The sequence below is a fragment of the Bifidobacterium sp. LCP19S3_E9 genome (assembly GCF_052121135.1).
In the GTDB taxonomy this organism is placed as follows: domain Bacteria; phylum Actinomycetota; class Actinomycetes; order Actinomycetales; family Bifidobacteriaceae; genus Bifidobacterium; species Bifidobacterium thermacidophilum.
This window is the reverse complement of sequence record NZ_JBQKEV010000011.1, coordinates 62257-82039: the sequence shown is the minus strand read 5'-3', so window position 1 is coordinate 82039 and position 19783 is coordinate 62257. Positions and strand designations below refer to the sequence as shown.

Sequence of the window (19783 nt, the reverse complement as noted above, 5' to 3'; positions counted from 1 at the left end):
GGCGAACAACCACGACGATCCGACGAACGAACCTGGATTCTACATCCGCAAAGGACACGTCCACTAACCAAAAATGGAAGTCTAAAACACCACGTTTAGTTCCTATAGCCCTGCGATGTCGTCCATTCCAGCGCCCTTGACACTTGGATACCAGACTCTGGTACGCCAGTTGTGATCGAGAATGTGTTCTCCACGCTTGGGTCTGAATACGAAATCCGTATCAGCACGACCTTCGACCATTGCTCTCAATGCCGGGATGATGAAAGCGGGCAGGCCTATGGTCCTGGCCTTGCCATTCTTCGGGGTGTCTAGGATCATTCGCCGCGCACTGTCCTCGCTCCACGCCCTGCTGATTCTCGCCTTGCCCTCATCGAGGCACATGTCACGCACCTGAAGCGCCAACGCCTCATTGATACGACAGCCTGTGTAAGCAAGGAATCGTATGAGAGTTCCATCGACGGCATTGCCGATGTGCGCCGCTGTGTCAGCCAGTTCCTCCACCTCTCCGATGGTGAGGAACACCATGTCGTCATCTTTGGTGACGGTCTTCGGTGTCTTGGCGCTCCTAGCTACATTCTCGGCAATCCAGCGTTGCTTAACGGCATAACCCAGGGCTCCTGCTGTCACGACCTTAACGATATTGCGAATCGACCTGGCAGATAGAGTGACCGGCTTACGGTTATTGGGAAGCTCCGCAGGATACGTGCCTTCGATCAGTTGCACCACCCAGTCAGCCATGTTCTGAGGGGTGATCTCTCTGAGATTGCAACCGCCCCACTTCGGATATACGTAGCACCGAAGCTCGTCCTTGTAACGGTTCACGGTGCTTGCCTTGGCGTCAACTTCGGTTTTAATCCACAGCTCGCTCACACTGGCAAACAGTCGTTCTGAATCGGACGGATCGGCATAGCTGCCACGTCTGACATCATCTTCCATCGCTGCTGCGAATTCCTCAGCTTCGTTGTGCTTCACGAACGCCTTGGACTTCTGACGTTTGATCCCATCTACTCTGTGGCATACCAACGGCAGCGCCGCCGCCTGCCCTGACCGTATCTAGTCGAGCGCCAACGCTCCGGCACGCTGGCTTTCATCGGATCCTTGGTATTAGCCAACGAACGCTTCGCAGCTGCCGAAGGTGACACCTCACCATCGTTCTTCAACCACAGATCATCGATGATTACACGAGCCATCAGTCACCATCATTTGGTTTTGGTAATTGTTCCAGGAAAGAAGGTATCGAATTATCTGCCTTATCCAAGCCCGAATTTTTCCATTCCTCGACTTCATGCTTCAAGACTCTTGGAACATAATCGCTATAGATAACTCCATTGAGATATCTGAAAAACTCACCACATACATAATCAAGGAACATTTGGAGTGTTTCCACCTCCGGCTGCTCTGCATCTCTATTCTCGCTAAGGAATTTCTGAGCTTTAACGATAGCTTCATGGAGTGTTCTACCACATGAAATTACCTGTGTCCCCGCACTATTTATCTGATTTACAAGTTGACCAGCCTTAGCATCTATCTCAGATGAAAACAGCAAATTCATATCGCGCGTTGGCTCATATCCGAGAATATCAAGCAACGTTTTTGCTTCAGAAAGCTTTAATTGCCTCTCCCCTTTTTCAATGTTATAGACAGTCATCTTCATCCATGGGAAGCCTGCCGTTCTCATCCTCCCGGCTAGTTCTTCTTGCGAAGTGCCGTGGCGCAGCCGTTTAACATTCTCACCAATGATTTGTTCGTCAGTTTTCATATCAAAAAAGCATCTCAAAAACTTGACACAACCATACTGATTTGAATATTGACAAAATTATAAAGATTTATATATATTGAATCATGATATTTAAGTAAAGATTAGCTTTGGAGGATTCGATGCCATTAGAAAAATCGACAAGAGAGATTAAAAAAATGAACTACTCCGGTTTAACACCTACCTTTGAGGAATTACCCACTCTTGCCTCTCCTTTTTACGTGAAAAATGTAACCCCCACAGAGACGCTAGCTTTTGGCGGGTTCTAGTGAACGTCGCAACACCTTGGATTCGGAAGGAATCGAAACATGGTGTACGAGTTCGACGGGACCAAGTACGAGAAGCTGCGGGACATGCAGGCGGCGAGACGCGCGAAGTACCTGGGCCTGGTGCGCGGCGGTGTGAACTTCATCCAGGCCGCCCACGCGGTCGGTGTGTCCAAACGCACCGGGAAGGCCTGGCGCAACGGCAGGACACGCCCCACCGGCCGCAACGAGCGGCCGCTCGTGGACTGGTACCGTGGCGACATGGGCAAACCCAAGCGAATCGACGCCAGATACCTGTGCATGGACGAGCGCATCGCCATCGCCGACATGCACCGCGCCGGCAGCGGCGTCCGCGCCATCGCCCGGGCCTTTGGCAGGGCGCCCAGCACCATCAGCCGCGAGCTGCGCCGCAACGTCGCCGAAATCGGCGGCGTGTACGGGCCGCACCGCGCCCGGCAGATGGCCACCCACCGCCTCAGACGCCCCAAGCCACGCAAGATCATGCCCGGCACCCCGCTGCGGGACGAGATCAAGGCCGGGCTCGACAAGCACTGGAGCCCCGAACAGACCGGCGGCAGGCTCCGACGCGGCCACCCGGATAATGGAAGCATGAACGCATGCCACGAGACCATCTACCAGGCCATCTACGTGCAAGGCAAGGGCGAGCTGCGACTCCAGCTCAAACATGCCATGAGACGGGGGCGCGTCGTACGCAGGCACCGCGGCGACGGCCAATCCAGATGCCCCAGGTTCCGCGAGCCCATGGTCATGATCAGTGGCCGGCCGAGGTCGCCGACCGGGCGGTCCCCGGCCACTGGGAAGGCGACCTGATCTGCGGTGCCGGCAACCGCAGCGCGATCGGCACCCTCGTGGAACGCACCACCCGGTTCACGATCCTCCTGCACCTGCCCGACGGGCACGACGCCGAACACGTGCAGGACGCCATCATCCGCAAGATGCGGTCACTGCCCGCGCTGCTGCGCAACAGCCTGACATGGGATCAGGGATCCGAACCCGCCCTGCATGCACGCGTGTCCGCCGCGCTCGACATGCAGGTGTACTTCTGCGACCCCCACAGCCCCTGGCAACGCGGCACCAACAAGAACACCAACGGCTTGCTGCGCCAGTACTTCCCCAAGGGAACCGACCTGTCCGGATACACCGAGGAACACCTCGACGCAGTCGCCATGGAACTCAACGCCAGGCCCCGCAAGACCCTGGACTACATGAAACCCAGCGAGAAGATCCTCGAACTGATCGACGACACCGCAACGTCAACACCAACCGATACCATCAACACCAACTGTCAACAAAGATGTTGCGACGACCATTAGAATTCGCCGCCAACGCCGTCAGCACCTCGCTGCAACGCACCATCACCGTGGCCGCCGACCAGGCATTCCTCAACAGCCCATCCGACCACACCGGACTGCGCAACATCACCGGCGTGGTCGACGCTGGAACCGTCACCGACAGCCTCGACCCGTTCCTCGACGGGATCGCCGCCATCCAGGAAAACTACGGCAACCCCAGCGCCATCGTCATGGACCCCAAATCCTGGGCAGTGCTCGGCAACCCCGTCGCCTCCGCGGCACGCACCCTGTTCAGCCTGCCCATCTACATCACTCCCAGCATGACCGCAGGCAACGCCCTCATCGTCAGCAAAGCCGACCTCATCGCAGCAGTCGGCACCATCGACCTAACCACATCGACAGAAGCCGCATTCAGCGCAGACAGCCTCGTGCACCGCATCACCCGGCGCATCGGCTGGAACACCGTGCACGCCAACCGCTTTGCCAAACTCGCCATCACCCTGTCAACACAAGGCTGACACACAGAGCGAACCATGAAACAGCAAGCCAAGCCCGACACCGTCAGCACGGACGCCGGGCTTCGCTTCGCCTCGACCAACGAGGCAATACAAAGCAGCAACACGACGACACCACGAACACGCTCCGACCCGTAACCGAATCCTCCATCTTCCCGAACCAAGAAGAATCCACCAACCCGCACCCAGGGGGTAGTCCCCAAGCAGGGGTGCGGAAGACCGCCGGTGAGGCAGCTCGCAACAACGCCGACCAATAAACCCCAACCTGGACACGTCATAGAAACATGCAGGCACGCCCTTGAACCCAGTCAGGAGAACGAAACCCATGCCCCCAACACCACACGAGAGTTTTCCCGCGCATTCCATGAGCAGAACAATGAGAAACACGCGATAACCCACCTGCCAGCTGAAGGATGCACGCTTCCCATACCCCCGATACCCACCGCCGCATGCGGCCAATGGAACCGCCAGCAGAAAACCCGATGGAAGGAACTCTGGCAGTCACCACAAGCCACCCAATGGGACGACAGCGTATCCGGCACCGTCGCTCTATTAGTCACATCTGAGAGCCAGCTGCTCTCCGGCAGTGGAGCCACATGAATCGCCCAGGAATGCCGCTACGCCTCCAACGCTCTGGGACTCACCCCCAAAGCCACGAACGCACTCGGATGGCGCATCACCACACCAAAGGAAAACACCAATTAAGCAGAAGAAGACAAGCTATAGCCCAAGCACTCAAAGTGCGAACCCAATACACCAACTCCAGCCAGCTCACAGCCCGCGAACGTTACCAACACATGACCACATGCCAGAAATGCGGCACCTACCTCGACTGGCAGCACGGCGACCCAACCGATGACCGAACATGCAAACACTGTTAGGAAAGCTTCGCACCAAGCGCATGATCAGCAAGAGCAAGAATGCCGCCGTGAGGAACGCTGCCACCATACAATTCTGATGAATTAGCAAGTGTTGTTACTGGAACGACTTCTCCTGTAGAAGTCGATCTTGCAGTCTTCGGAGTTGCTACTGTCCCGTTATCTTGCCCGTCCCTGATTACCTTGCCGAGCACATAGTCTGCGCGTCGAGCCATCTCCTGGGCATCCAACTGGGTACTGCGCGACAGGTCACGCTGCTTCGTAGTATCCGTTATCTTTGTAAGATACGACAAACAAACCGATGACTGTTCAACAGAATTAGTAGCCTCGAATGGAAACAGTCACGGCACTAGCAGCGGCCATAGCTACACCAGCAGCATCAGCAAACTGTTTTGCGTGAACATTAAGAAATCTGCAATCCCAATTCTCGAAAAAGATTGACAGAACTTTCATCATTGCTACCTCAGCGGCAATTGTGAGAAGAGCTTGATCCACAGGAGTGGTGCTATGGCCGTTGATTGTCATGCTCTCATTGGGGCCTAAGTTGGGCGAAATATGAATAAAAAGCCAACCGAAGAAAACACCAAAAGCCAATCCTAAGATTGCTCCAGGTAAACTCTTCTTACTATCGTCTGAGCTGCTCATTCTTCTCTCCCTTTTCATGCAATGTACAGACTTCGATATCATCTCTCGATAAATCAACAAACTGATTAACTTGGTCGAATGGTGGAGGCCACTATTCCCAAAAACGATGGCTCGAGTGCTCATGCCTTATCACTCACTAGGATTACTCTTTGCAACATCTTTTGAAGTAGGTTCCTTCTTCTTGAATATTGAAGTTGCCGTACCAACAACTATGAAAAGTATCATGGCCAAAATCAGCAATACAAGAAAAGACCATATTATTATTCGTATGAGTTTAGGCCAGTTTGCAGGCATGGCCAAAGCCCAATTCACACTCCAGAACGTAACCAAAATTTCAATCACGCCAACGAACACAATAGCTGCTACTCCAGCTGGATCAATCTCACGGTCAGACTGTTTATCATAAATCTTCTTCAGACGCTGCGTCTCTGAGTCAATTATTTCGTCAACCCCAGTGAGCGCAGCACCCGAATATCCAGAGTCAACCATCGTCTTCCTGATACCGATATATCGAGATAATATCTTTGTCTTCTTCTTCTCAGTGTTCTTCACGAGACCAGAAAGTGCTGTAACAATCGGAACCAGTGTTGAGGACACATATGGCAGCAAACTAGCAACACTCTCATTTACAACCATGATCTTCGCTCTTTCAACTCGACTACATAACTCTAATCAATATCCTATATGCAATTCGATCAGACACGATTCAGACACGATTCAGACACGATGACCTCAAGATTTCGCTTGTTCTAGCCAATCTTCTCAAGTACAAATATCTCTGGATCCCCCTGATATTCCAACGTTCACAGCACTAGCCATATGCTGCTGGATTCAGTCGAAATGTAGGCATATAAAGCAGAGGGTCGCCGGTTCGAACCCGGCTAGCTCCACAGCAAACCCCGGAACCCTGAATTCGGCAGAGTTCCGGGGTTTATCATATTTCCCGCGTCTTCCCTCCCAGAAACTAGCTACGCACAACCGCCGCCTATCGAGCCCCCAAACTTCTGCCGACGCTGACAAGGCTTTCAGCGTCGGCAGAAACAGGTGGGGGCGACAGTTCCAGTACATCTGCCGTCTACCCCCACAAACCAGCTACGCAAACGGGTACACAGGCGTAACCGGTTTGGGAAGGTCGGGTCTCGGGTGTCAGCGCACGCCAGATGGCATGTCAGAGGTGTTGTCGCCACTCTGCTTGGCAAGCTGGTCGCGGATTTCGCGCAGCAACAGCACGGTTTCTTCCTCGCTGCTCAGCTTCTTTTCCTGCTCTTCCTTGACCTTGGCGTCTTCCTCGCCCTTGGCCTTGGCAATCAATGCCTCGGACATATCCCGCAGCTTATTGATCGGCACCAAAATGCAGAAGTACACAGCCGCCGCCACAATCAGGAAGTTCAGCACCGCGCTGAGAATCGCGCCGAAGGACACGGTCGCGCCATTGAAGGTGAACGCGAGCAGCCCGTCCATATTCGGCTTTCCGAAGATCATGGCGATGAGCGGGTTGATCAGGTTGTTCACAATGGAATTCACCACAGCGGTGACCGCGGCACCCATTACCACGCCGACAGCCATGTCGATCATGTTGCCGCGTGCGATGAATTTCTTGAATCCGTCTATCATTCTTGTTCTCGATTCATATGATTGCTGATTGTGATTGTCGATTGATGGCCATACTGACCAACTATTGGTGATTGTCCGTCGGCAGGCGTTGAACATGCCGATTCGACAGGTGGCACGCCGTCGGCGTCCGCCAAGGAAGATGCAGTCGACGTGGGGCTAAAACAGCTCTGCTTGGTATCGTACCGTCCGGTATCCATGAATCGACATCGCGACACGCCTGAGAAATCCCAATTTATCTTGCAGCCACGCCGGAATCGTCGTCTGTCGCCTGTCCAAGGGGCGGAAAACAGCATCCACGGTCTTGCCGGCCCATGCACCCGCGCTTAAAATAAAACCGTCTTATCAATAACCCGACCAATGAGGGGAGAGCTATGCTCACTGAAGAGTATGTCAAGCGCGTATATGCGCAAGTGGAACGCCGCGACGGCGACCAGCCTGAGTTCCTGCAGGCCGTTCGAGAGGTGTTCGAAAGCCTGGAGCCGGTTGTCGCCAAGCATCCGGAATATGAGCGCAACGGTGTACTGGAACGGTTCGTCGAGCCGGAGCGTGTGGTGAAGTTCCGCATCGCATGGACGGATGATGAAGGCCGTGTCCAGGTGAACCGCGGCTACCGCGTGCAGTTCAACTCCGCAATCGGCCCGTACAAGGGCGGTCTGCGCTTCCACCCGACGGTCAACGAATCCGTCATCAAGTTCCTCGGCTTCGAACAGATTCTTAAGAACTCCCTGACCGGTCTGCCGATGGGCGGCGGCAAAGGCGGTTCCGATTTCGATCCGAAGGGCCGTTCCGATGGCGAGGTGATGCGCTTCTGTCAGGCGTTCATGACCGAGCTGCAGCGTCATATCGGCCAGTTCACTGATGTTCCGGCAGGCGATATCAATGTCGGTGCCCGCGAAATCGGCTATCTGTTCGGCCAGTACAAGCGCATCCGCGACGAATATTCCGGCGTGCTCACCGGCAAGGGCTTGGAATTCGGCGGTTCGCTGGCACGCACCGAAGCGACCGGCTACGGCCTGTGCTACTACACGCAGGAGGCGCTGCGCGTGCTGCGCAACGATTCCTTCCAGGGCAAGACCGTGGTCATCTCTGGTTCCGGCAATGTCGCGATCTTCGCGATCGAGAAGGCGCAGCGTCTGGGCGCGAAGGTCGTCACCTGCTCCGATTCCAACGGCTATGTCTACGATCCCAAGGGCATTGACCTCGATGTGGTCAAGGATATCAAACTCGGTCACCGCGGCCGTATCAAGGAATATGCCGAGCGCGTGCCCGGTTCCGAATACCATGAGGGCTGCCGTGACGTGTGGACCGTCCCGTGCGATATCGCGCTGCCGTGCGCCACGCAGAACGAGATTGACGGTGAATCTGCCCGCACGTTGGTAGACAACGGCTGCACGGTTGTGTGCGAAGGCGCGAACATGCCCAGCACGCCGGAGGCGATCGCCGTGTATCAGGGCGCAAAGCTGCTGTACGGCCCCGCAAAGGCCGCCAATGCGGGTGGTGTGGCCGTTTCCGGCTTGGAGATGAGTCAGAACTCGTATCGGCTGAGCTGGACCTTCGACGAGGTCGATGCCAAACTCAAGCAGATTATGGAGGATATCGTGGCGAACTCCCTGGATGCCGCGAAGGAATATGGCCGTGAGGGCGACCTGATGCTGGGCGCGAACGCCGCCGGCTTCGTCAAAGTCGCGAACGCCATGGTCGCACAGGGCATCTTCTGATATCCCTTCCCCTGTTGTCTCCACTGAGATTTCCCAGTGGAGACAACAGGGGATTACTGCTTGAAGAATGTTGATGTATCGCCGATTTGTCCGCCATTCTGGCGATTGTGGACCGCGGGGAGTGTCTGCGCACCATCAGCATCATTGACCCGTCCGGCATTGTCAGCATCATCGCCATCAGTACCCACACGCCCTGATTCGGCGTTACCCGGCACGTAATCCCAAGGCATCTGCTTGAATATCAGCGCGAACACCACGACCGCGATGATCAGCAACCCACTGTGTGTGTCCTTCTGCAGCAGCGTGAGCAGGAACCATCCGCCGATAATCGTCGTGCGGATCGCATAGAACAATACCCGTTGCCATCCATGGCGTTCACGGGTTTCCATACTCATGTGGGTGAACATGCCTCCGAGTGTCTGCCCGCGGTGCGTCGCCGGAATCCACAATTCGAATATCAGGAATGATGCCATGCCGAGCACGGTGACTATGGTGTTCAACGATTCGACGTGGATGACGACACTTGCCAGCTGGAACGTCCCGTCGGGCAGCGGCTTGGCGATGGCGTGGAACAGCCAGACGACAATAATGCCCAACGGGTAGTATCCCAAGATCACCATGATCATATCAATTGCGAAGGTCACCCCGCGGTGCACAATGCCGGGCCGGTGGTTGATTTCCGCTCGGTCAACCGGTTTTGGCGGCCACCGCCGGTCACACAACTTCGCGATGCCGTACCCGACGAGATCGCCCAAGGTATTGGTCAGCAGGTCATCGACATCGAATTGCCGATACGAGCACGGGTAGATACCCCAAAATCCACTCAGCTGCGTCAATTCGATTGCCAGTGACAGCAGAAAACCGACGATAACGGTATGGCCGATATTGCGCCGCAGGAACCGCATAAGCAGGAATCCGAGCGGCATAAACAGCACGATGTTGAGCAGCAGCTGCATCACCGCCGATACTCCGCCGGTGGCGACGTCCTGTATGAATTCAAGCGGGTTGAGCTGCGGCGAAAGATGGTGCGTGGCGCAATAACGGTCAGGTTCGTCCGGCATCGGGTACTGCGTGAAGGTGAGCAGACCGACCACGTACAGCACGCTCAGATACGAGCCGATGGTCGAGGCGAGCCGCAGACGGTGCTCGTGATGATAGAGCAGCGCCAGAATCGGCAGGGTCAGGAACGCTGAAATGAACGGCCAGAGCAGCAGCGCAATCAGCAGCGGTGTGCCGAAGGTCTTGGCGTACAGGGTTACGATACTCATCGTGCAACAACACTAGCGCAAGGGCTGGGGGATATCTTTCAAGCGGCACGGCGATTCCTGAGAGCATGCCGACGAGCGAGGCTGGCGAAAAAATCAGAGTTTCGCCAAGGCTTCATCCACCCATTTGGTGGGAATGACACGCCGCCACGCCATCATCGACGCCCACATGGTGACGATGCGGAAATACTTGCGCCGCGCATCCGGCTTGGACATGCTCAAATCATGCAAACCGCCACGAATCGTCGCCAACGCGACCACATCGCCCAGATGCAGCGCTGCCTGACGGATCGCAGTAATGTCCAGCACACTGTCGGCTTCGCGCATGCCTTCATCCCATGTGGATTGCAGCATCATCGACTTATCCGAAGTACATACAAGGACCGGGATCTGGATGTCAAGATTCTTCGCAATCTCGTCCTGCCCGTTGTAGATTGCCTGCATCCAGCCTGCCCGCGTGAGAAATTCAACACCAGGATTGAGCGGATGGTCAAGATAGTCCCATTCGCCTCCGGTCGACCGTTTGATACACCGGGCATAGAATCCCGGGTCGCGCATCGGCATCACGGTTTTGCCGCCGCGCAGCCGGTACATCTGCACGACCGGTGTGGACAGCAGGCGGAACATGCGGTTGCCTTGCAATTCAAGCCAAGGGGAATTCAGCGCGAGTGCCTCGACATGGTGAGGATGTTCGGTATTGACCCACAACGAAGCGCTCAGTCCGCCTTGGGAGTGGGCGATCATCAGAATGCGGACGTCTTTGCCTTGTTCTTTGACGATCTGGTCACGCAAGGCGTTGAATTCCAGACGATATTCGTGCAGATCCTCGATATACCCGGGGGTCTGGTAGGGACGGTAGGATCGCCCGAATTTGCGCAAATCCACGGCGTAGAAGGGGATTCCCAGCGATTCCCAGTATTCGGATGCGTGCCGGCGGTAGAAATAGTCGTTCCACCCGTGCACGTACATGATGGCCAGACGATGGCCGCGCACGCTGAAATGCCAGCGCCGCCACCGTTCGTGCAAGGTGAGTTTCGACGGGTCCTTGCGCACGAAGGTTGCTACAATCTCACCCTCGGCGTCCTCACCGAGGTGGACGGTGGCCTGTTGGTACCCTTCGAGCACGGAATCGGGCTTCCACGGGTCCACGTAGGAGTAGGAGGCTTGCGGGTCTTTCGAGGATGATTCCATCGAAGATGATGCCGTCCGAGTGGCCAATGCACTGTCCGGCAACACCGCCGCGGAGGTGTTGCCCGTTGCGGCCGCATCATCCGGGATGCTGGACACTGGGGGCTGTCCGGTATTCGACATGGTAGCCTCCTTGTTCATATGACCTGCTCTTCGGTCATCTTACGCAGGGCACGATGACGTTCGCCGTCGGCATGTCCCGCCAGCCGTTTGAGCAATCACGTGTTCCGAGGAACGTTGCGGCCGTAGGAGTGTCAGGCATTGAACCTGCGTTCCGTGTTTCCCCGCCATCGCGAACGCGAACTGGGCCATCATGGCACCAAGGTGGTGTCAGTTGCGTATACCAGGACATACGCCGAGCGTCAGAAACAGGCACCCCACAGGCCATACGCGCCGCCGACACGATGCTGCGCATGCCCAGACATACGCAAACCAGTAAATACCGGGGAATTCCGCCATTCCTCTGCGCCCTCCATCAGGTCGCGCATGCCCAGACATACGCAAATCAACAGATGCCAAAGGATTCCGCCATTCCCCCACACCTTCCACCCGGTCACGCATGCCAGCGCATACATCACTTGACGGAACGTTTCCGGCAATACCTTTGGCTCGGAAATGCCCGACAAACCGACAAACCGTTACCCCCAAGACCGCATTACCCTAGGCCGCATATACGATCAGGGGCGGCCCGGAGTACCGGAACCGCCCCTGATCGGCTGAAAAGACCATGGATATGGGAATGGCTGTCAGTCGTCACCCAAAGTCACGTGGACGCCGCCGACAAGCGAGCTGACCACGTTATACAGCAGCGCGAAAATCGTCGCCAGCAGAGTGAACAGCACCACGCCGATGATGGCGAGGATGGTCACCGTGCTCAACACCGTGCTCAGCGAGAGCACGTCGGCGAGGTTGAATCCGCTGGAATCAAGGCCTGTCGAAGAGACAATCTGCGTGACCTGGTCGAACACGCCCGCCATGTTCAGCACCAGCCACAACAGCGCCGCCGCCACAATCTGAATGATGCCCCCGGCTACACTGAGCAGGAAAGTGACCTTGGCCACCGACCAAGCGTCCACTCGTGTCAGGGACAGGCTCATACGCCGTGCGCGCGGCGTATGGTGCCGACGCTTGTTCGCAGCCGCGGCACGCGCCGCAGACGGCATCGGCGCCTCGTTGCCGGTACTGATCGGCTGGTTCGAGACGGTCCTGCCTACGCGTGGTTCGCGGCGCCCCTCGTCGTCGACGTATTCGCTCATTGTTTCTCCTTGGACGTTTCGACTGCCTTCGCCTGATTAGTGAACCTACCAGTGTTCGGGGACGATTGCCGCTCTGATGGCAAGGTCTGCACACTATCCGACGGGCCGCGCCATGGTATTTCGACGCGGCCCGCCGCCAGTTCACTGCTGCGCGCCTTGTGCGGCCGTAGCCTCATCCGCGTGCTGATTATGCTGATCATGCTGTTCGACATCGGTCTGGTCGTTCTCGTCGTCGTCATCCTTCTCGGCGTTGCGCGCGATGGCGAGAATCTCATCACCCTTGTCGGGCTTGGCGAAGGTCACGCCCTGCGTGGTTCGGCCGGTCCGCTTGACTTCGGACACATCCGAACGGATGACCTTGCCAGACTTCATGATGGCCATGACCTGGTCGTCTTCGCTGACCACGAGCGCACCGACAAGCGAACCGCGGCCTTCCGCCAGTTGCAAGGCCTTGACACCGAAGCCGTTACGGCCTTGCAGACGATATTCGCTGATGGCCGTGCGCTTGGCGAAGCCCTCGTTGGTGACCACGAACAGATCCTTGTCGCTGTCACCCCAGATGACGTCCATGGACAGCAGTTCATCGCCGTCACGGAACTTCATGCCCTGTACGCCGGCGGTCTGGCGACCCATCGGACGCAGCTGCTCGTCGTCCGCACGGAACTTGAGACTCATACCGTGCTTGGAGACGAGGATAATGTCATCCTCCGGGTTGCACAGCGCGGCGCCAATCAGCTCATCGGTCGGCTCCCCGGTCTCGGGGTCAGCTGCCAATCGCACTGCAATCAGGCCGCCCTGGCGAGGCGAATCATATTCGGCGAGGCTGGTCTTCTTGACCTTGCCGGACCGCGTGGCAAGCACCAGATACTTGGCGACCTCGTAATTCGGAATCGACAGCACCGCCTGAATGGTCTCGTCGGGGGCGAACTGCAACAGGTTGGCCACATGCTGGCCCTTGGAATCCCTCGACCCTTCGGGCAACTCGTAGGCCTTGAGCCGGTAGACGCGACCCTTGTTGGTGAAGAACAGCAGCCAGTTGTGTGTGCTGGTGAGGAAGAAGTGGTCGACCACGTCGTCCTCGCGCAGCTTGGTGCCCTTGATGCCCTTACCGCCGCGGTGCTGGGCGCGGTATTCGTCGGCCTTGGTGCGCTTGATGAAGCCGGAATGGGTGACCGTTACGACCACGTTTTCCTCGGCGATCAGGTCTTCGACGTTCATCTCGCCCGAATACGGCAGAATGCGGGTGCGGCGTTCGTCACCGTACTTCTCGACGATTTCGTCAAGCTCGTCGCCCACAATCTGACGCTGGCGCTCCGGCTTGGCGAGAATGTCGTTGTAATCGGCGATCTTGCGCTGCAATTCCTCGTGTTCGTCGAGGATCTTCTGCCGTTCGAGCGCGGCGAGACGGCGCAGCTGCATCGCGAGGATCGCGTCCGCCTGCACATCATCGACGTCCAACAGGTCTTTAAGGCCTTCACGGGCGGTGTCCACGTCCTTAGAGGAACGGATGAGGGCGATGACCTCGTCGATCATGTCGAGGGCCTTGAGATAGCCCTGCAAGATGTGGTCGCGCTCTTCGGCCTCACGCTTCAAATACCGGGTACGGCGTTCGACGACGTCGAGCTGATGGGAGACCCAGTGACGGATGAACGCATCCAGGCTGAGCGTGCGCGGCACGCCGTCAACCAGGGCGAGCATATTGGCGCCGAAGGTCTGTTGCAGCTGGGAATGCTTGTACAGGTTGTTGAGCACGACCTTGGGGACAGCATCGCGCTTGAGCACGAGCACCAGACGCTGGCCGGTACGGCCCGAAGTCTCGTCTCGCATGTCGGCGATGCCTTGGATCTTGCCGTCGCGCACCGCCTCACGGATGGAGACGACCAGACGGTCCGGGTTGACCTGATATGGCAGTTCGGTGACCACCAGGCACATACGCCCGTTGATTTCCTCAGTGTTGACCACGGCACGCATGGTGATCAGGCCTCGGCCGGTGCGGTATGCCTGCTCAATGCCCTTGTGGCCGAGAATAGTCGCGCCGGTCGGGAAGTCCGGCCCCTTGATCCGTTCAATCAGCGCGTTGAGCAGCTCCTCACGGCTCGCTTCCGGGTGATCGAGCGCCCAGTGCACGCCGTCCGCCACCTCGCGCAGGTTGTGCGGCGGGATGTTGGTGGCCATGCCGACGGCGATGCCGGCGGAACCGTTGACCAACAGGTTCGGGAAACGGCTCGGGAGCACGGTCGGCTCTTGAGTCTTGCCGTCGTAGTTGGGCACGAAATCGACGGTGTCCTTGTCGATGTCGCGCACCATTTCCATGGCGAGCGGGGCCATACGGCATTCGGTGTAACGCATGGCGGCCGCCGGGTCGTCGCCCGGGGAGCCGAAGTTGCCCTGACCGTCCACAAGCGGATAGCGCATGGACCACGGCTGGGCCATACGCACGAGCGTGTCGTAGATGGCGGCATCGCCGTGCGGGTGGTATTTACCCATAACGTCGCCGACGACGCGGGAGCACTTGTTGTAGCCGCGATCCGGGCGGTATCCGCCGTCGTACATCGCGTAGATGACGCGACGGTGGACCGGCTTCATACCGTCACGCACGTCCGGCAACGCGCGTTCCACGATGACGGACAGTGCGTAGGCGAGGTAGGATTCGCGCATTTCCTGCTGCAAATCAATCGGTTGGACGCGCTGGCCTTTCATCAGGCCGTAATCGGTGTTGTCGGCTTCCTGCGGGCTCAACGGCTCGTGGTTGTTGTCCAGCCCGTTGAGCTGGTCGTCATTGCTCGACCCGCCGTCTTCCGGGGTGTTGGTGTTGTTTTCGTCTGCCACGGTAGATCCTTCGTGTTCTTGTCCATCCTCTTCGGATGGCTAGCCTGATGCACGGCTAGTGATGAAGTGTGCTGGTTTCCGTGCCGAAATCCTTGGAAAACCGCGGATTCCGGCGTTGTACGGTCACGCGTCGATGAATCGTGCGTCGTGCGCGTTGCGCTGGATGAACAGGCGCCGGGGCTCGACCTCGTCACCCATCAGCATGGAGAAGGTCTCGTCCGCCTGTGCCGCGTCCTCGATGTGGATTTGCTTGAGAATGCGGTGGTCGGGGTCCATGGTGGTTTCCCACAGCTCCTGATAGGTCATCTCGCCCAGACCCTTGTAGCGCTGAATACCTTCGCCCTTCGGCAGCTGGCGACCGGACTCCTTGCCCTCGCGCAACACGCGGTCGCGTTCGGCGTCCGTATACACGAAGGAGTGCGGCCCCTTGGTCCACTTGATGCGGTACAGCGGCGGCATGGCCACATAGACATACCCTGCGGTGATCATCGGCCGCATGTAGCGGAAGAACAGCGTCAGGTTCAGCGTGGCGATATGCGCGCCGTCGACATCGGCATCTGCCATGATGATGATTTTGTGGTAGCGCACCTTGCTCACGTCGAAGTCTTCGCCGTAGCCACCGCCGATCGCGGTGATCAGCGACTCGATGGTGTCGGACTTGAGCATGCGATCGATGGAGGCGCGCTCGGTGTTGAGGATCTTGCCTCGAAGCGGCAGGATCGCCTGGGTAATCGGGTTGCGCCCCTGGATGGCGGAGCCACCTGCGGAATCACCCTCGACGATGAACAGCTCGCATTCCTCCGGATTGTTGGACTGGCAGTCCTTGAGCTTGTCCGGCATACCGGCGGATTCGAAGATCGACTTGCGCCGGGTCGATTCGCGGGCCTTCTTCGCGGCGATACGGGCGCGGGAGGCCTCGATCGCCTTCTGGATGATGCTTTTGGCCTCGGCAGGGTGTGCGTCGAACCAGTCGCCGAGCTTGTCGGTCATCACACGCTGTACGAAGGTCTTCGCTTCGGAGTTGCCGAGCTTGGTCTTGGTCTGGCCTTCGAACTGCGGGTTGGTGAGCTTGACGGACACGACGGCGGTCAGGCCTTCGCGCACGTCATCGCCGGAGAGGTTGTCGTCCTTCTCCTTGAGGATGTTCTTCTCGCGCGCATACCGATTGACAAGCGTGGTGAGCGCCGCACGGAAGCCCTCCTCATGGGTACCGCCTTCGGTTGTGGAGATGGTGTTGGCGAAGGTGTGCACGGATTCGGAGTAGGCGGTCGTCCATTGCATGGCGATTTCCGCGGAGATGCCGATTTTGAGGTCTTCAGCCTCGAAATCGATGACCTCCTCCTCGATCGGGTTGGTCTTGCGGGTTTTGACCAGATAGGCCACGTAATCCTTGATGCCGTGCTCGTAGCAGTATGTCACGGAGCGATGGAGTTCCTCGACCGGGTTGTCGCCGTCGCCGGTCACCTCGTCGCCCGCCTGGTCGATTTCGCGCAGGTCGGTCAGGGAGATGCGCAGGCCGCGGTTGAGAAAGGCCATCTGCTGGAAGCGCGAACGCAGGGTCTCAAAATCGTAGACCGTGGTTTCGAAGATCTTCGGGTCGGCCCAGAAGGTCACGGAGGTGCCTGTCGATTCGCCGTCCTCCATGGGCTTGCCTTGGGCGAGCGGCGCCGTCGGATGCTGGTCGATGTACGTCTGGGTCCAATGGAAGCCCTGACGACGCACCTCGATCTCCATACGCGTGGACAGCGCGTTGACCACGGAGATGCCCACGCCATGCAGACCGCCGGAGACCGCGTAGCCGCCGCCGCCGAACTTGCCGCCCGCGTGCAGCTTGGTCATAACCGTCTCAACGCCGGAAACACCTTCGCCCGGCACAATGTCAACCGGGATGCCTCGTCCGTCGTCCACCACGCGGATGCCGTTGTCCGGCAGAATGGTCACTTCGATATGGGTGGCGAAACCGGCCAAAGCCTCGTCCACTGAGTTGTCGACGATTTCGTAGACCAGATGGTGCAGGCCTCGCGGACCGGTCGAGCCGATGTACATGCCCGGGCGGATACGCACCGCCTCAAGCCCTTCCAGCACGCGCAAATCACTGGCGTCGTAATGGTCCGGCGACAGCGAATCGTCAAGCTGGGCATTCTCGAGCTTGTCGTTGGCGATGGCGTCGTTGACCTTGTCGTTGAGTTCGGCCTTGGATTCATTACCTGTCTGCGATGGTACCTCGCCCTGCCCGGGCGCAGCATTGTTCAGCGAATCAGCTTCAGCGTCTGCCACACAAATTCCTTCCAGCACACCGCGCGGCGCCCCTGCCGACACGGTCGATATACCCTAGAACGAAAATAACGGGGCCTTCTAGGCGTTTTACAGTACTGTACGTGATTCTACACATCAAGGGGGACTTTGCGGCTCTGAGGGCAATACAAGGCATTCCGCGATATTTCGCGGTTTTTAAGTCCTCCATCCCATACTATCGCCGGTATCTGCCGTAGCGGCCACGGGTGAATGGATGCGCCTGCGGCCCGGTCACGCGAATCTGGGAGATATCAAGCCCGTCAAGACGTTCCTTGATCGTATCGGTCAGCTGCGGGATCATATACGTCAGCGTCGTGGTCCATGCCGGGGATTCCGCCCGAATCACAAGAATTCCATCATTGAACGAGGCGACCACCGAGTGCTGTGCGATTTGCGGGCCGACCACTTGATCCCAATGGTTGCGCAGCTGGGCGAGCTTGAGATGCGGGGTCCAGTTGCCGTTTTTCGCCAGCAGGGTGACCAACGACCCGAGGGTGTTGGGGTCTCTGCCCGGTTTGCCGAAGCTCTCCCAGGCCTTCGCTTCGCGCTCTTGCCTGTCGCGGATGATGCCCGCCCGCGCGGCATAGCGTTGAAACACCTGCGCCGGCAGCTTTCTCGGATCAAGCTTGAGCATGCGTGCGACCGGCTTGTTCATGCCGATGCCTCGCCTTGCGCGTCGGCCTGTCGCCGGGCGGCCTTGATTCGCGCGACAGTCTCGTCCGTCAGCAGCTGCCCGGCTTGCTCATCGTCGCTTTGACGCCGGAGAGCGGCGATATCGACGATCCGCGCATGCGTGCCATACGGCGACAAATCAGGCACGTCTGCGGCCGCGGCGGCGGTTATCAGCACTTGGTCACGTCGGACGGCGAATTCGAGGATCTGCCGCCGACGCGTCTCATCAAGCTGGGCGAACACATCGTCAAGAATCACCATAGGAGCGTTGCCTGTAGCCCGCTCAACCAAGGCGGCAAGCGCCATTTTGAGCGCCAACGCCATCGTCCACATTTCGCCGTTGGACGCGAATTCCTTAGCCGGCACGCCGTCCAACGTCATGGCCATGTCGTCGCGATGAGGACCGATCAGATTCTGGCCGCGCGCCACTTCGCCCGGATAGATTCGTTGGAAATGCCGGCTGATCAGCTGATGCGGCTCGCCGTCTTCCAGCACCTCGTCGAATGAGGGGAGATAGGCGAGCGAGGCGTGCTGTTCGCTTCCCGACAAGGCATCGTAGTTCTGGGAGAACAAGGGGGCGAGCTGATCGATGAGGCGCTTGCGCATACGCGTGAATTCAACGCCTGACTCAATGAACTGCCCGGTCCAGATCTCCAGTCCGCTGAGCGCGGGTTGCATCGCGGCAGCCTGTCCGGCATCAGCATCGCTTGGGGCGCTCTGCCCGTACCGATTGTCGTATCGCCCGTCCTGAACGGAGGGTTTTCCCAGCTGTTTGAGCAGCGCGGCCCGTTGTCTGGCGATTTTGGCGCATGTCTGGTGGACTTCGTCGTATCCGGGGATGAGCAGAGTCCCTGCCTGGTTGATGAATCCACGTCGGGTCGCAGGGTCGCCCGACACCAGGCGCTGGTCTTCCGGCGTGAACGAGACGCTGGGAATCCGGCCGAGAATGTCGCGCATGTACATCGAGGCACCGCCGTCTATGCGTGCCCGGTTCGCCCCGTGGGCGCGAATGGTCAGTTCGATGGTGGTGTAGGGGGCGCGATCTTGGGTGTTGTGGTCTGGTTGCGCCGCATCGTCATGGTCGGAGGGTGAATTCTGAAGTGAATCCTGATTCGAATTCAGTTTTCCATTTTGCTCTTCAGAATTCGATTCAGAGGATTCTGGTGCCGATTCAGTATTGGCTGATTCCGCGATATTCCGCGGTTGCGACCCGGCCGCTTCGCCGTCTGTGGCGTTGGTATCCACGATATTAGCCCGGACCGTAGCCGAGTCGTATCCTCGTTGGACGAGTGGAAGCGAGCTTGAAGTTCTGTGGCTCGACCCGGTGGACAACACTTCGATTGCTTCGACCAGATTGGTTTTGCCCATGCCGTTGGCACCCCGGATTACCGTGACTCCCTCAGGCAGGTCGATGATGCAATGGTCCCACGACCGGAAATGGTCGAGCGCCAGTCGTGAGACGATTACGCTCATCGCTGCCTGTCCTTTCTAGGTCTTTTGGCTGGCCACCAAAGCCTGTGGATAACTGTCGAATTGTCATATTCCGTGTTTGGGAGGGTTTCTCGTGGCCGAC

16 protein-coding genes are annotated in these 19783 nt (G+C 58.0%); 4 read left to right on the top strand and 12 right to left on the bottom strand.

Features of this window, described 5'->3' with window-relative positions; translation table 11 throughout:
- Nucleotides 1-102: 102 nt before the first annotated feature.
- Nucleotides 103-972: a tyrosine-type recombinase/integrase gene (locus ACTQYB_RS06920; protein ID WP_441482241.1), complete on the bottom strand. Its 870-nt coding sequence runs from the start codon at nt 970-972 to the stop codon at nt 103-105.
- Nucleotides 973-1189: 217 nt separating this feature from the next.
- A complete protein-coding gene (locus ACTQYB_RS06915; RefSeq protein ID WP_441482242.1) occupies nt 1190-1759 on the bottom strand; it encodes a helix-turn-helix domain-containing protein in 570 nt (189 codons plus the stop codon).
- Nucleotides 1760-2064: 305 nt separating this feature from the next.
- Here ACTQYB_RS06915 and ACTQYB_RS06910 point away from each other — a divergent pair, with 305 nt between their 5' ends.
- Genes ACTQYB_RS06910 through ACTQYB_RS06900 form a run of 3 tightly spaced genes read left to right on the top strand, consistent with a single transcriptional unit; the run spans nt 2065 to nt 3853 of the window.
- A complete protein-coding gene (locus tag ACTQYB_RS06910; protein WP_441482243.1) occupies nt 2065-2853 on the top strand; it encodes a transposase in 789 nt (262 codons plus the stop codon).
- Entirely contained in the window at nt 2763-3356 is a 594-nt protein-coding gene (locus ACTQYB_RS06905; RefSeq protein ID WP_441482244.1) for an IS30 family transposase, read from the top strand. Before ACTQYB_RS06910 ends, ACTQYB_RS06905 begins: the two co-directional genes overlap by 91 nt.
- Nucleotides 3341-3853, top strand: a complete 513-nt coding sequence (locus ACTQYB_RS06900; protein ID WP_321046422.1) for a phage major capsid family protein — start codon at nt 3341-3343, stop codon at nt 3851-3853. Before ACTQYB_RS06905 ends, ACTQYB_RS06900 begins: the two co-directional genes overlap by 16 nt.
- Nucleotides 3854-5046: 1193 nt before the next feature.
- Here ACTQYB_RS06900 and ACTQYB_RS06895 read toward each other — a convergent pair.
- The 3 genes from ACTQYB_RS06895 to mscL all read right to left on the bottom strand — a co-directional run bounded on the left by ACTQYB_RS06895 (nt 5047) and on the right by mscL (nt 6987).
- Nucleotides 5047-5373 carry a hypothetical protein gene (locus ACTQYB_RS06895; protein WP_321046421.1) on the bottom strand — a complete coding sequence of 109 codons (327 nt, stop codon included), beginning with the start codon at nt 5371-5373 and terminating at the stop codon, nt 5047-5049.
- A gap of 129 nt (nt 5374-5502) precedes the next feature.
- A complete protein-coding gene (locus ACTQYB_RS06890; RefSeq protein WP_321046420.1) occupies nt 5503-6009 on the bottom strand; it encodes a hypothetical protein in 507 nt (168 codons plus the stop codon).
- 510 nt (nt 6010-6519) lie between these two features.
- A complete protein-coding gene (gene mscL, locus ACTQYB_RS06885) occupies nt 6520-6987 on the bottom strand; it encodes a large conductance mechanosensitive channel protein MscL (protein WP_321046419.1) in 468 nt (155 codons plus the stop codon).
- 371 nt (nt 6988-7358) lie between these two features.
- On the opposite strand from mscL, the gene gdhA reads away from it, so the two are divergent.
- Nucleotides 7359-8705 carry an NADP-specific glutamate dehydrogenase gene (gene gdhA / locus ACTQYB_RS06880; RefSeq protein WP_321046418.1) on the top strand — a complete coding sequence of 449 codons (1347 nt, stop codon included), beginning with the start codon at nt 7359-7361 and terminating at the stop codon, nt 8703-8705.
- Between the two features lie 53 nt (nt 8706-8758).
- On the opposite strand, the gene ACTQYB_RS06875 is transcribed toward gdhA, so the two are convergent.
- From ACTQYB_RS06875 to ACTQYB_RS06845, 7 genes are all read right to left on the bottom strand, one after another.
- Nucleotides 8759-9973, bottom strand: coding sequence for a VanZ family protein (locus ACTQYB_RS06875; RefSeq protein ID WP_441482246.1), 1215 nt, complete (start codon nt 9971-9973; stop codon nt 8759-8761).
- A gap of 93 nt (nt 9974-10066) precedes the next feature.
- Nucleotides 10067-11281, bottom strand: coding sequence for an alpha/beta hydrolase (locus tag ACTQYB_RS06870; RefSeq protein WP_441482247.1), 1215 nt, complete (start codon nt 11279-11281; stop codon nt 10067-10069).
- Nucleotides 11282-11904: 623 nt separating this feature from the next.
- A complete protein-coding gene (locus ACTQYB_RS06865; RefSeq protein ID WP_015449541.1) occupies nt 11905-12414 on the bottom strand; it encodes a DUF3566 domain-containing protein in 510 nt (169 codons plus the stop codon).
- A 141-nt stretch (nt 12415-12555) separates the two neighbouring features.
- Nucleotides 12556-15243, bottom strand: coding sequence for a DNA gyrase subunit A (gene gyrA, locus ACTQYB_RS06860; protein ID WP_412171171.1), 2688 nt, complete (start codon nt 15241-15243; stop codon nt 12556-12558).
- Nucleotides 15244-15366: 123 nt separating this feature from the next.
- Nucleotides 15367-17406, bottom strand: coding sequence for a DNA topoisomerase (ATP-hydrolyzing) subunit B (gene gyrB / locus ACTQYB_RS06855; protein ID WP_026650581.1), 2040 nt, complete (start codon nt 17404-17406; stop codon nt 15367-15369).
- A 307-nt stretch (nt 17407-17713) separates the two neighbouring features.
- Entirely contained in the window at nt 17714-18193 is a 480-nt protein-coding gene (locus tag ACTQYB_RS06850; RefSeq protein ID WP_029576254.1) for a DUF721 domain-containing protein, read from the bottom strand.
- Entirely contained in the window at nt 18190-19683 is a 1494-nt protein-coding gene (locus tag ACTQYB_RS06845) for a DNA replication/repair protein RecF (RefSeq protein ID WP_441482248.1), read from the bottom strand. Before ACTQYB_RS06845 ends, ACTQYB_RS06850 begins: the two co-directional genes overlap by 4 nt.
- Between the last annotated feature and the right edge of the window lie 100 nt (nt 19684-19783).

What these genes read in the sequence shown, in the direction of transcription:
- ACTQYB_RS06915 (WP_441482242.1), bottom strand. Translation starts at nt 1,759, where the DNA reads ATGAAAACTGACGAACAAATCATTGGTGAGAATGTTAAACGGCTGCGC.
- ACTQYB_RS06910 (WP_441482243.1), top strand. Translation starts at nt 2,065, where the DNA reads ATGGTGTACGAGTTCGACGGGACCAAGTACGAGAAGCTGCGGGACATG.
- ACTQYB_RS06905 (WP_441482244.1), top strand. Translation starts at nt 2,763, where the DNA reads ATGCCCCAGGTTCCGCGAGCCCATGGTCATGATCAGTGGCCGGCCGAG.
- ACTQYB_RS06895 (WP_321046421.1), bottom strand. Translation starts at nt 5,373, where the DNA reads ATGAGCAGCTCAGACGATAGTAAGAAGAGTTTACCTGGAGCAATCTTA.
- ACTQYB_RS06890 (WP_321046420.1), bottom strand. Translation starts at nt 6,009, where the DNA reads ATGGTTGTAAATGAGAGTGTTGCTAGTTTGCTGCCATATGTGTCCTCA.
- mscL (WP_321046419.1), bottom strand. Translation starts at nt 6,987, where the DNA reads ATGATAGACGGATTCAAGAAATTCATCGCACGCGGCAACATGATCGAC.
- gdhA (WP_321046418.1), top strand. Translation starts at nt 7,359, where the DNA reads ATGCTCACTGAAGAGTATGTCAAGCGCGTATATGCGCAAGTGGAACGC.
- ACTQYB_RS06875 (WP_441482246.1), bottom strand. Translation starts at nt 9,973, where the DNA reads ATGAGTATCGTAACCCTGTACGCCAAGACCTTCGGCACACCGCTGCTG.
- ACTQYB_RS06870 (WP_441482247.1), bottom strand. Translation starts at nt 11,281, where the DNA reads ATGTCGAATACCGGACAGCCCCCAGTGTCCAGCATCCCGGATGATGCG.
- ACTQYB_RS06865 (WP_015449541.1), bottom strand. Translation starts at nt 12,414, where the DNA reads ATGAGCGAATACGTCGACGACGAGGGGCGCCGCGAACCACGCGTAGGC.
- ACTQYB_RS06850 (WP_029576254.1), bottom strand. Translation starts at nt 18,193, where the DNA reads ATGAACAAGCCGGTCGCACGCATGCTCAAGCTTGATCCGAGAAAGCTG.
- ACTQYB_RS06845 (WP_441482248.1), bottom strand. Translation starts at nt 19,683, where the DNA reads ATGAGCGTAATCGTCTCACGACTGGCGCTCGACCATTTCCGGTCGTGG.